Here is a 12,500-nt window from a genome sequence, read left to right as displayed (position 1 = left end):
TGGTTTTTTGAACCCTTTTCTTCTCTAGTTTTGAGAGAACAACGTTCTTTCAGTCAAACTTGTCTGGTGGCTATGGCGAGAAGGTCACACCCGTTCCCATCCCGAACACGGTAGTTAAGCTTCTCCGCGCCGATGGTAGTTGGGGGCTTCCCCCTGTGAGAGTAGGTCGTTGCCGGGCAAACCCAAAAAGAACTCAGAAATTAATCTGAGTTCTTTTTTTTTATATCTAAAAATGTTTGATCAGGGAGACAAAATGGAAAAGTACATGTAGAATAGAAAGTAGAGATATTGTTTAGCTCTTACTTTTTTAAAAAGGTTGTGTCATTCATGTTAGAAGGAACTTTTGGAGTTATTATTACCATTTTTATAGTTAATATTCTATATGTAGCTATTTCGACAGTGCGCCTTTTACTCACGATGAAAGGGTATCGTTATTTAGCTGCAGTTGTAAGTGTTCTTGAGATGATCATATATGTGGTAGCTCTCAGTCTAGTACTGAATAACTTGAACAATATTGCAAACGTGCTTGCTTACGCGGTTGGTTACGGTGTCGGCCTCTTTATTGGAATGAAGATTGAGGAGCGGCTTGCACTAGGTTATATTACAGTCAATGTAATTACGAAGGAATATAATCTTGATTTACCCAATCAAATTCGAGATAAAGGATATGGCGTGACAAGCTGGCTTGCAAATGGTCGGGATGGGGAACGAATGATGCTTGAGATTCTGACACCGCGGAAAAATGAACGGAAGTTGTATAAGGAAATAATTGCAATAGATGAGAAGGCTTTTATAGTCTCATCAGAACCTAAACAAATTCATGGCGGCTTTTGGGTAAAACATGTACGCAGACAGCAAATGAAAAAGCATCAATAAGATAAATGTGAAACGGGATTAAGAAATTTTGATTGAATTTCTGATCTCGTTTTATTTTTATGAAAGAAAAATGACTCAAACACGAACGTTCGGTTTTTGATAACTAAAAACGTTCGATTTTAAATTGACATTTAATGTAGCTATTGTTAGAATGAAGTTGTTGAGAATAAATTTACTTTTTATAGATGAGGAGTTGAGCAGCGAATGTCTGCTGAAATTGGCGTTATTATGGGCAGTACTTCGGATTGGGTCACGATGCAAAAGGCGTGTGAGATACTGGATGAATTAGAAATTGCCTATGAAAAAAAGGTGGTTTCGGCACACCGTACACCGGATTTAATGTTCCAATATGCTGAGACTGCAAGAGATCGCGGAATTAAAGTCATTATTGCGGGTGCTGGCGGAGCTGCACATCTTCCTGGGATGGTTGCTGCGAAGACTACGCTTCCTGTAATTGGAGTTCCGATTAAATCAAAGGCCTTGAATGGACTAGATTCACTTTTGTCGATTGTGCAAATGCCTGGAGGGGTTCCGGTTGCAACTGTTGCCATTGGAGAAGCAGGTGCCATAAATGCAGGACTTCTAGCAGCTCAAATCTTATCAATTTCTAATGAAACTATTAGTAGCAGATTAGCGAAAAGACGTGCTACACTAGAAGAAAATGTACTAGAAAGTAGTGATCGTCTTGAATAAAAAATATTTACTTCCAAACAGCACTATTGGGATTATTGGCGGAGGTCAGCTGGGTAGAATGATGGCTCTTGCGGCTAAAGCGATGGGATATCGAATTGTTGTGCTGGACCCGATGGTCGATTCGCCAGCTGGGCAAGTTAGTGATGAACAAATCGTTGCTAATTATGATGATCGATCGGCGTTAAAGGAACTTGCGGTGCATGCGGATGTTGTGACGTATGAATTTGAAAATGTGGATTATGACGCGCTAGCTGCTATCGAAAACTTGGTCGTTATTCCTCAGGGAACTGAACTCCTTTCGATTACGCAAGACCGGATTCTCGAGAAGGCATATTTGGAATCTTGTAATATAAATATCGCTCCGTATGCAGTCGTGGTTGATAAAGAGGATATTTTAGAACAAATAAAAAGCATTGGGTATCCTGCGGTACTTAAGACGGCTCGAGGCGGGTATGACGGCAAAGGGCAGTTTGTCTTGAATGATGAAAGTGATATTGAGAGCGCTTTGCCGCTTCTTCGATACGGATCGTGTGTGCTTGAAGCGTTTATTCCGTTTGAAAAGGAAATTTCAGTGATTGTAGCTCGAAATAATAGCGGACAAATTGAGACGTTTCCTGTAAGTGAAAATGTGCACCATCATAATATTTTGCATACTTCGGTGGTTCCTGCGGGTATTGATGCGGATACGGATGAGGAAGCGCATGTGATTGCCACAAAGCTTGCGGAGTATTTGAAGCTTGAAGGGGTTCTTGCGGTTGAGATGTTTGTGACGCGTTCCGGGGCGCTTTATGTGAATGAACTGGCGCCGCGGCCGCATAACTCGGGTCATTATACGATTGAAGCGTGTTCGATTTCGCAATTTACGCAGCATATTCGCGCAATTGCAGGGCTTCCGCTACTTAAGCCGGAACTATTGAAACCAGCTGTAATGATCAATATTTTAGGACAACATGTTAAGGGTGTTAATGAAGCAATGGGCGACTATTCACGCTGGTTTGTTCACTATTATGGAAAAAAAGAAGTGAAAGAAAATCGAAAGATGGGGCATATTACGGTACTTACGAATAATACGGATGCCGTTTTAGAAGATATCAGTGAAACACAAATTTGGGACTAATTGGAGGACTTAAACGAGATGATCGAACGTTATACTAGGGAAGAAATGGGTCGTATTTGGACGGAAGAAAATCGATTTAAAGCTTGGCTTGAAGTGGAAATTTTAGCGGATGAAGCTTGGGCAGAGCTTGGTGTGATTCCTAAGGAAGATGTCGCGAAAATTCGTGAAAAAGCCACCTTTGATGTGGACCGGATTAAAGAAATTGAACTGGAAACGCGTCATGATGTGGTTGCCTTCACGCGTGCCGTATCGGAGACGCTTGGTGAGGAACGGAAATGGGTACATTACGGGCTTACGTCGACGGATGTTGTGGATACTGCAAATTCTTATTTGCTTAAGCAAGCCAATGATATTCTCAGAAAAGATTTGGAGCGTTTTATTGAAATTTTAGCGAAACGCGCGAAGGAACATAAGCATACGGTGATGATGGGCCGAACGCATGGTGTGCACGCGGAACCGACAACGTTTGGGCTTAAGCTTGCACTTTGGCATGAAGAGATGAAACGCAACTTGGAACGCTTTAATCATGCTGCGAAAGGCGTTGAGTTTGGTAAGATTTCCGGGGCGGTCGGAACGTATGCCAATATCGATCCTTTCGTCGAAGAATATGTTTGTAAGCACTTAGGAACGACGCCGGCTCCAATTTCAACACAGACGCTTCAACGTGATCGTCATGCGGAATATGTCGCAACGCTAGCGCTTGTCGCGACTTCGGTGGAGAAATTTGCGGTTGAGGTGCGTGGGCTTCAAAAAAGTGAGGTTCGGGAAGTGGAGGAAGCTTTTGCGAAAGGCCAAAAAGGTTCTTCTGCAATGCCGCATAAAAGAAATCCGATCGGTTCTGAAAATGTGACGGGGCTTGCTCGGGTGATCCGGGGACATATGGTGACGGCGTATGAAAATGTGCCACTGTGGCATGAACGCGATATTTCGCATAGTTCAGCGGAACGGATTATTTTACCGGATGCAACGATTCTGCTTGATTACATTTTAAATCGTTTTGGGACGATTGTTCAGAATTTATCGGTTTTCCCAGATAATATGAAACGCAATATGGATGCAACGCTTGGTTTGATTTATTCGCAACGTGTTCTTTTGGCGCTGATTGATAAAGGGATGGCGCGCGAGGAAGCGTATGATACGGTTCAACCGAAGGCGATGGAGGCTTGGGAGACGCATACGCCGTTTAGGCAGCTAGTTGAAGCGGAACCGAAGATTACGGCTTTGCTTTCGGAAGCGGAAATTGCGGATTGTTTCGATTATCACTATCATTTGAAAAATGTCGATATGATTTTTAACCGTTTAGGGCTTTAATAGGGCGAGTCCGCCGCTCGCGGCGGGCAAGCTACTTTAAAAAAAAGGAGAGTCATAGCGTGATGGGTGAGTTGATTTATGAAGGTAAGGCGAAACAACTATACACGACGGCAGAGGAAGGGATTTTGCGCGTCGCATATAAGGATGATGCTACGGCACTAAATGGCGAAAGACGAGAAGTTTTTGCGGGTAAAGGCATACGCAATAACGAGATCACTTCGCTTATTTTTCGTTACTTGGCTGAAAATGGGGTGAAAAGTCATTTTGTGAAGCAGCTTTCTGAGACGGAACAGTTGGTTCGGGAAGTGGAGATTATTCCACTTGAAGTGGTCGTCCGCAATGTCTTGGCGGGAAGTCTCGCGAAGCGGCTCGGGCGTTCTGAGGGTGAAGTGATTGAAACGCCCATTGTGGAGTTTTATTACAAGGATGATGCACTCGGCGATCCGTTTATTAATGATGATCATGTTCTTTTTTTGGGGGCGGCTTCGGCTGTTGAGATTGAAACCCTGAAACAAGAAGCTCGCAAAATCGGTGATGTTTTAACAGAGTTGTTTAGTAAAGCGAATATTACACTGGTTGATTTTAAGCTTGAATTTGGCCGGACGAAGGATGGGGCTATTTTACTTTCGGACGAGATTTCGCCGGATACTTGCAGATTATGGGACAAAACGACGAATGAAAAGCTGGATAAGGATGTGTTTCGTCGGAATATTGGGAATTTAATTACAGTTTATGATGAAGTATTAACGCGACTTGAGGAGGTCACAAAACATGTATAACGTCAAAATTTATGTCACTTTAAAGAAAAGCGTACTTGATCCGCAAGGTACGGCTGTGAAAGATGCAGCAAAATCAATGGGTTACGGCGCAGTTGAGGATGTACGAATTGGAAAATACATGGAACTTAAAGTGGAGAAATCGGATCGGGATATTCATGAGCTGCTTGATGAACTTTGTGATAAGTTGCTTACGAATCCGGTGATGGAAGATTACCGCTATGAAATTGAGGAGGCTTAATTCATGAAATTTGCTGTCATTCAGTTTCCAGGTTCAAATTGTGATATTGATATGCTTCATGCCATTTCTGATGCACTAGGTGAAGAAGCGAAATATGTTTGGCATGCCGAGGAGTCGCTTGAAGGTTTTGATGCGGTGCTTCTTCCAGGCGGATTTTCTTATGGGGATTATTTACGGACGGGAGCTATTGCTAAGTTCGCCAATATTATGCCAGAAGTGATGCGCTTTGCGCGTGAAGGAAAACCGGTTCTTGGGGTTTGTAATGGCTTTCAGATTTTGACGGAAGCGGGGCTTTTGCCGGGAGCGTTGATTCGGAATGATAATTTGCATTTTATTTGTAAAACGGTACCGCTTCGTGTTGAAAATGCGGAAACAATTTTTACGAATCAATATAAAGACGCGGAAGTGATTGACATTCCGGTTGCTCATGGAGAAGGAAATTATTATTGTGATGAAAAAACGCTTCAAGAGCTTGAAGCGAATCATCAAATTGTATTCCGCTATGCGGGTGAGAATCCAAATGGCAGTGTGGCAAGTATTGCTGGGATTGTTAATGCGGCGGGAAATGTACTCGGGATGATGCCGCATCCGGAACGGGCTGTTGAAGAAATTGTCGGCGGAACGGACGGATTAAAACTGTTTCAATCGATTTTAACGTCTTTTAAGGAGGCTTATCAAAGTGCTAGCAAATGAACCTACGGCGAATCAAATTGAATCTGAAAAAATTTACCAAGAAATGGGCTTAATCGATAGTGAATATGAATTAATTGTTTCGATTCTTGGCAGAAAACCGAATTATACGGAGACGGGCTTGTTTTCGGTGATGTGGTCGGAACATTGTAGTTATAAAAACTCGAAACCGGTATTAAGAAAGTTCCCGACAGAAGGTAAACAAGTGTTGCAAGGTCCGGGTGAAGGTGCTGGGATTGTTGATATTGGCGACGGTTTAGGGGTTGCTTTTAAAGTGGAAAGTCATAATCACCCTTCTTATGTTGAACCTTACCAAGGCGCGGCAACGGGTGTTGGTGGGATTATCCGCGATGTATTTTCGATGGGGGCGCGTCCGATTGCGATGCTTAATTCGCTACGTTTCGGCGAGCTTGATAATCCGCATACGAAGTACCTCGTTAATGAAGTGGTTGCTGGGATTGCCGGTTATGGTAATTCGATCGGGATACCAACTGTCGGCGGGGAAGTGCAATTTGAAAAATGCTATGCCAAGAATCCGCTTGTTAATGCGATGTGTGTCGGCTTGATTAAGCAGGAAGATATTCAAAAAGGTCAAGCGGTTGGTGTTGGAAACCCAGTGATGTACGTTGGGGCAAAAACCGGCCGTGACGGGATTCATGGTGCCACATTTGCTTCTGTCGAATTTAGTGAGGAAGGCGAACAGCAACGCTCGGCCGTTCAAGTTGGCGACCCGTTCATGGAGAAACTGCTCCTTGAAGCTTGTCTTGAAGTGATTGAAAAGCATTCGGATATTCTTGTTGGAATTCAAGATATGGGTGCGGCAGGTCTTGTCAGCTCGAGTTCTGAAATGGCATCGAAGGCTGGTGCTGGTCTTGAGCTGATCATGGATGATGTTCCGCAGCGCGAAACGCATATGTCCGCGTATGAAATGCTACTTTCAGAATCGCAAGAACGGATGCTTTTATGTGTGAGAAAAGGCCACGAGGAAACGATTCAAGCACTGTTTGAACGTTATGGTCTGCATGCGGTCACGATTGGACATGTGACGGATGATAAAATTATAAGATTATTCATCATGGTGAGGTTGTAGCGAATGTACCGGTGGATGCGCTTGCGGAAGATGCACCGGTTTATCATAAACCTTCGGCAGAACCGGCGCGTTACCAAGCGTTTCAAAATGAAAAACCGTTTATGCCGCAGGTAGCGGATCTTTCGGAAATGTGGAAAAAAATCCTCGCAGCTCCAACTGTAGCGAGTAAGAAGCATATTTACGAGCAGTATGATTATCAGGTGAGAACGAGTACGGCGGTTGTGCCGGGTTCTGATGCGGCGGTTGTGCGTGTGCGTGGAACGAACAAGTCGATCGCGATGACAACGGACTGCAACTCACGCTATCTTTATCTTGATCCAGAAGAAGGCGGAGCAATTGCGGTTGCGGAAGCGGCGCGGAATATTGTGGCAAGCGGCGCAAAACCGCTTGCGATTACGGACGGGCTGAACTTTGGTAATCCTGAGAAACCGGAAATTTTCTGGGAAATTGAAAAAGCTGCGGATGGGATCAGTAAAGCTTGTCTCGCACTTGATACGCCAGTTATTTCCGGAAATGTATCAATGTACAATGAAACAGACGGCACGGGGATTTATCCGACTCCAGTGATTGGAATGGTCGGCTTGATTGAACGTCCGGAAGAGATTACGACGCAGCACTTTAAGGCAGTGGGCGACCGAATTTTCATCATTGGCGAAACGACTCCTGAGTTTAACGGCTCTGAGTTACAAAAGATCGTGGAAGGAAAAATTAGCGGACGGGCGCCGAAGCTTGACCTCGAAATCGAACAGGCGACGCAAGCTAAGCTTTTAGAAGCCATTCGCAAAGGGCTTGTCGCAAGTGCACATGATCTATCTGAAGGTGGTTTTGCGGCAGCGCTCGCAGAATCAGTTTTCAAAGGGAACTTTGGCGCGGAAGTAAATGTTCCGTTCGAGCTTGTCGAGATGTTCAGCGAATCGCAGTCGCGCTTTATTGTTTCTGTAAAGCCAGAACATAGCGCCGCATTTGCGGAAGTTTTTGCGGGGATGGCTGTATACGAAATTGGAGAAGTAACGAACAGTGAACGTTTGATTATCCGTCATGAAAATGAAGCAGTTGATTTGGCTGTTTCGGAACTACGCGAAATTTGGGAAGGGGCACTTTCATGCTTGCTGAAATAAAAGGTCTCAATGAAGAATGCGGCATTTTTGGGGTTTGGAATCACTCGCAAGCGGCTGAAATCACGTATTATGGGCTTCACAGCTTGCAACATCGCGGTCAAGAAGGTGCTGGAATTGTGGCGACAGACGGCAAGGTTTTGCATGGTCATCGCAATCTCGGGCTTTTGGCAGATGTGTTTAAACATGGTGAACTGGAAGGCTTAAAAGGAACGGGCGCAATTGGTCATGTGCGTTATGCAACAGCCGGCGGGAAAAGTCTTGGCAATGTGCAGCCATTTTTATTCCACTTTTCGGATTCGTCGCTTGCGCTTGCGCATAATGGGAATTTGATCAATGCGAAGACGCTTCGAAAAGAATTGGAAGAGGAAGGCGCGATTTTTCAAACGAGCTCGGATACGGAAGTGCTCGCGCATTTAATTAAACGCAGTCGGACAGGGGATTTTTTGAAGGACTTGAAGGTAGCGCTAAATAAGGTTAAAGGCGGCTTTGCTTACATGCTTCTTACGGAAAATGCGATGATCGCAGCGCTTGATCCGAATGGGTTTAGACCGCTTTCGATTGGGCGGATTGGCGACAGTTATGTGGTCGCGTCTGAAACGTGTGCATTTGAAACGGTTGGCGCGGAATTTGTACGTGATGTTGAACCGGGTGAACTGATTGTGATTGATGATGATGGTTTGCATATTGATTCGTTTACTAAGGATATCAAACATTCGATTTGCAGTATGGAATATATCTATTTTGCACGTCCGGATTCAAATATTGCGGGTATTAATGTGCATTCGGCGCGTAAGCGCAGCGGAAAGCAGCTTGCACGTGAAGCGTTTGTTGATGCAGATGTGGTAACTGGGGTGCCAGATTCGAGCATTTCAGCGGCAATTGGTTATGCGGAGGAATCAGGTATTCCTTACGAGCTTGGGTTAATTAAGAATCGTTATGTGGCGCGAACGTTTATTCAACCGTCGCAAGAACTGCGTGAGCAAGGGGTTCGGATGAAGCTTTCGGCGGTGCGCGGGGTTGTTGAAGGAAAGCGGGTTGTGATGATCGACGACTCCATTGTACGCGGCACAACGAGTAAACGGATTGTCAATTTGCTTAGGGAAGCTGGGGCAGCAGAGGTTCATGTTCGAATTGCTTCGCCTCCTCTTGCTTTCCCGTGTTTCTACGGGATTGATATTCAAACGCGAAATGAACTCATTGCGGCGAATTACAGTGTAGATGAGATTTGCAAGATTATCGGCGCGGATTCGCTAAGGTATTTAAGTGAAGATGGTCTTGTTGAAGCGATCGGAAAACCTTATCCGGATGAGCCATACGGCGGGCTTTGCATGGCTTACTTTAATGGAGATTATCCGACGGACTTATATGATTATGAAGCGGAATATTTGGCAAGTCTTGCCGCACAAAAAAACGGTATCTAAAGGAGAGAAATGGCGTGACAGGAAATGCTTACAGTAAGGCTGGCGTTGATGTAGAAGCGGGCTATGAGGTTGTTTCGCGCATTGAAAAACATGTAGAAAAAACGAAGCGTCTTGGCGTAATGGGTGCACTCGGATCGTTTGGCGGAATGTTTGATCTTAGTTCGCTCAACTTGAAGGAACCTGTACTTGTTTCTGGAACGGACGGAGTCGGTACAAAGCTGCTTCTTGCGATTGAAGCGGATAAGCACGATACGATTGGAATCGACTGTGTCGCAATGTGTGTGAATGACATTTTAGCGCAAGGCGCGGAACCGCTGTTTTTCCTTGACTATATCGCGACGGGCAAGACGGAGCCAGAGAAAATGGAACAGATTGTACGCGGGGTTGCGGACGGATGCGAGATGGCAGGATGTGCTTTAATTGGCGGTGAAACAGCGGAGATGCCAGATATGTACGGGACAGATGATTATGATCTTGCTGGATTTACGGTTGGTGCAGTTGAAAAAAACCGATTGATTGAAGCGGGTGCTGTTCAGGCAGGCGATGTTTTAATTGGTCTTCCTTCAAGCGGGATTCACAGTAATGGTTTTTCGCTTGTACGCAAGATTTATTTTAAGGATCACGCGTATACGCTGGATAGTTTTGTGGAGCCGCTAGGAAAAACGCTTGGGGAAGTACTGCTTGAGCCGACAAGGATTTATGTGAAGCCGGTGCTTGAAGTTTTGAAAAAACATGAAGTGCACGGGATTTCACACGTAACGGGCGGAGGTTTCGTTGAAAATTTGCCGCGGATGCTTACGGACGATTTGGCGGTCGAGATTGTAAAAGGCAGCTGGCCGATTTTGCCAATTTTTGACCACATGCGCGAAATTGGTAACTTGAAGGAAGACGAAATGTATGAAATTTTCAACATGGGAATCGGCCTTGTTCTTGCTGTGCCAGAAATAGAAGCAGACGCGGTTTTAGCAGCATTTGACGGGCTGGGCGAGCAAGCTTACCGGATAGGTACTGTGACCGAGAAGCAAGATCTTGCGGTTCGGATGATCGAAGGAGCAAAGCAATGAGGATTGCTATTTTTGCTTCGGGAAGTGGTTCGAATTTCGAAGCTTTGATGCAGGATGCTGATATTCGGCAGCAGGTTGCGGTTCTTGTTTGTGATAAGCCGGGGGCAAAGGTGCTCGAACGGGCGAACAAATTTGCTTTGCCCACTGTGGTTTTCTCGGCAAGGGATTTTCCGGATAAAGCTTCTTACGAAAAGTTGTTGCTGGATGAACTGAGCAAGTTTCAGGTTGATTTTATTGTGCTTGCGGGTTATATGCGGCTTCTTGGAGATACGATGCTCGCGGCTTTTTCGGATCGGATTGTTAATCTACATCCTTCGCTATTGCCGCTTTTTCCTGGGAAAGATGCTATCGGGCAGGCGCTTCGTGCGGGTGTTTCTGTAACGGGGGTTACGGCGCATTATGTCGATGCTGGAATGGACACGGGGCAAGTGATTGCGCAAGAAGAGCTTAAAATTTTGAGCGGGGAAACGCTTCCGCAACTTGAGGAGCGTATTCATGCACTTGAGCACCGGTTTTATCCGGCGGTTGTGAAAAAAATGATGCTTAAAGGAGACGAATGAAGCGGATGAAAAGAGCGTTGATTAGTGTTTCAGATAAAACGGGGGTAGTTGAGTTTGCGAAGGAGCTTGAAGGTCTCGGCTTTGAAATTATTTCGACGGGCGGCACCAAACAAGCTCTTTCGGATGCCGGGGTTAAGGTAATCGGGATTGAGGAAGTGACGGCATTTCCGGAAATGCTTGATGGACGTGTCAAAACGCTTCATCCGATGATTCATGGCGGTTTGCTTTATCGGCGCGATCTTACGGAACATCAAGAACAAATTGAAGATCATGGGATTAAACCGATTGATTTGGTTTGTGTGAATTTGTATCCGTTTCAAGAGACGATTGAAAAGCCGGGTGTAATGCTTGCGGATGCGATTGAAAATATTGATATTGGTGGTCCATCAATGCTGCGTTCGGCGGCAAAAAACTATGCGGCTGTTACGGTTGCGGTAGATGCGGCTGATTATGCGGGCATCTTGGCTGAACTTCGTGAAAATGGTGAAACGAAGTTTGCAACTCGCGAAAAGCTTGCGGCGAAGGTATTTCGGCACACGGCGGCTTATGATGCACTGATTGGCGGTTATTTGACGGAAGTTTCGGGGGAAGTCTTTCCTGAGAAGCTAACGTTGACTTATAACTTGGATGAAACGCTTCGTTATGGCGAAAATCCGCATCAGGATGCAGCTTTCTATACGGAACCGCTTGCTGTGAAAAGCAGTATTGCAAAAGCACGTCAGCTGCACGGTAAGGAGCTGTCTTATAATAATATTCGCGATGCGGATGCGGCGCTTAAGATTGCTGCGGAATTTGACGGGGCTGCGGCGGTCGCAGTGAAACACATGAATCCTTGTGGGGTTGGTGTTGGGGCTTCGATTGATGAAGCATTTAAACGTGCGTTTGAAGCGGATGAAACGTCCATTTTTGGCGGAATTATTGCACTCAATCGCGAAGTGAATCTGGAAGCGGCTGAAATGATGAGTCAAATTTTTCTTGAAATTATTCTGGCACCAAGTTTTTCGAAGGAAGCATTTGATCTGCTTTCAAAAAAGAAGAATATTCGTTTGCTTGAAGTTCCGATTGAACGCGGAGCAGCGTATTTGGAAACGACATCTGTGAAAGGCGGGCTGCTACTTCAAGATAGTGATATGGCGGCCGAAGATCCGGCTTTGTTTGAAGTGATGACGGAGCGCAAACCGACAGATGAAGAGCTTGCTGCAATGCTGTTTCAATGGAAAGTAGTGAAACACGTGAAGTCCAATGCCATTGTGGTTGGAAATGAGAAGCAAACGCTCGGGATTGGCGCTGGGCAAATGAACCGAGTTGGGTCGGCACTGATTGCGCTCGATCAAGCGGGTGAGGCCGCAAAGGGAGCTGTGATGGCAAGTGATGCGTTCTTTCCGATGGATGATACGGTCAGTTTGGCTGCGGAACGAGGAATTACAGCGATTATTCAGCCGGGCGGTTCGATTAAGGATGCGGATTCGGTTGCGGCTGCAAACAAGCACGGTATTGCAATGATCAAAACGAACATACGGCACTTTAAACATTAAGGAAGGTG

11 protein-coding genes, 1 rRNA gene and 1 pseudogene are annotated in these 12,500 nt (G+C 45.3%); all 13 read left to right on the top strand.

Features of this window, described 5'->3' with window-relative positions; genetic code table 11:
- The first annotated feature begins 62 nt into the window (after window positions 1–62).
- The 13 genes and pseudogenes from rrf to purH all read left to right on the top strand — a co-directional run bounded on the left by rrf (window position 63) and on the right by purH (window position 12,492).
- Window positions 63–178 (top strand): 5S ribosomal RNA (gene rrf / locus MFLO_RS10175).
- 149 nt (window positions 179–327) lie between these two features.
- The gene (locus tag MFLO_RS10170; RefSeq protein WP_036097845.1) at window positions 328–876 is read left to right on the top strand and encodes a DUF2179 domain-containing protein; all 549 of its coding nucleotides are present in this window, start codon (window positions 328–330) and stop codon (window positions 874–876) included.
- Window positions 877–1,080: 204 nt separating this feature from the next.
- The gene (purE, locus tag MFLO_RS10165; protein WP_036097844.1) at window positions 1,081–1,569 is read left to right on the top strand and encodes a 5-(carboxyamino)imidazole ribonucleotide mutase; all 489 of its coding nucleotides are present in this window, start codon (window positions 1,081–1,083) and stop codon (window positions 1,567–1,569) included.
- Window positions 1,562–2,686 carry a 5-(carboxyamino)imidazole ribonucleotide synthase gene (purK, locus tag MFLO_RS10160; RefSeq protein WP_036097842.1) on the top strand — a complete coding sequence of 375 codons (1,125 nt, stop codon included), beginning with the start codon at window positions 1,562–1,564 and terminating at the stop codon, window positions 2,684–2,686. The genes purE and purK overlap by 8 nt, the downstream gene beginning before the upstream one ends.
- 18 nt (window positions 2,687–2,704) lie before the next feature.
- Window positions 2,705–3,997 (top strand): adenylosuccinate lyase, encoded by a 1,293-nt coding sequence (gene purB / locus MFLO_RS10155; RefSeq protein ID WP_036097840.1) that lies wholly within the window; start codon window positions 2,705–2,707, stop codon window positions 3,995–3,997.
- Window positions 3,998–4,056: 59 nt separating this feature from the next.
- Window positions 4,057–4,776: a phosphoribosylaminoimidazolesuccinocarboxamide synthase gene (purC, locus tag MFLO_RS10150; protein ID WP_149023024.1), complete on the top strand. Its 720-nt coding sequence runs from the start codon at window positions 4,057–4,059 to the stop codon at window positions 4,774–4,776.
- Window positions 4,769–5,014 (top strand): phosphoribosylformylglycinamidine synthase subunit PurS, encoded by a 246-nt coding sequence (gene purS, locus MFLO_RS10145; protein ID WP_036097837.1) that lies wholly within the window; start codon window positions 4,769–4,771, stop codon window positions 5,012–5,014. The genes purC and purS overlap by 8 nt, the downstream gene beginning before the upstream one ends.
- 3 nt (window positions 5,015–5,017) lie before the next feature.
- Entirely contained in the window at window positions 5,018–5,707 is a 690-nt protein-coding gene (gene purQ, locus MFLO_RS10140) for a phosphoribosylformylglycinamidine synthase subunit PurQ (RefSeq protein ID WP_036097834.1), read from the top strand.
- Between the two features lie 43 nt (window positions 5,708–5,750).
- Window positions 5,751–7,912: pseudogene (gene purL / locus MFLO_RS10135) on the top strand (phosphoribosylformylglycinamidine synthase subunit PurL).
- Window positions 7,897–9,333 carry an amidophosphoribosyltransferase gene (purF, locus tag MFLO_RS10130; protein ID WP_036097833.1) on the top strand — a complete coding sequence of 479 codons (1,437 nt, stop codon included), beginning with the start codon at window positions 7,897–7,899 and terminating at the stop codon, window positions 9,331–9,333. The pseudogene purL and the gene purF overlap by 16 nt, the downstream one beginning before the upstream one ends.
- Before the next feature lie 14 nt (window positions 9,334–9,347).
- Entirely contained in the window at window positions 9,348–10,397 is a 1,050-nt protein-coding gene (purM, locus tag MFLO_RS10125) for a phosphoribosylformylglycinamidine cyclo-ligase (protein ID WP_036097831.1), read from the top strand.
- Window positions 10,394–10,957, top strand: a complete 564-nt coding sequence (purN, locus tag MFLO_RS10120) for a phosphoribosylglycinamide formyltransferase (RefSeq protein WP_036097830.1) — start codon at window positions 10,394–10,396, stop codon at window positions 10,955–10,957. The genes purM and purN overlap by 4 nt, the downstream gene beginning before the upstream one ends.
- 5 nt (window positions 10,958–10,962) lie before the next feature.
- A complete protein-coding gene (gene purH / locus MFLO_RS10115; protein WP_036097858.1) occupies window positions 10,963–12,492 on the top strand; it encodes a bifunctional phosphoribosylaminoimidazolecarboxamide formyltransferase/IMP cyclohydrolase in 1,530 nt (509 codons plus the stop codon).
- Window positions 12,493–12,500: the final 8 nt, after the last annotated feature.

Origin of the sequence: Listeria floridensis FSL S10-1187, assembly GCF_000525875.1 — a bacterium.
Taxonomy (GTDB): Bacteria; Bacillota; Bacilli; order Lactobacillales; family Listeriaceae; genus Listeria; species Listeria floridensis.
This window is presented reverse-complemented; position numbering and strand designations above follow the sequence as displayed.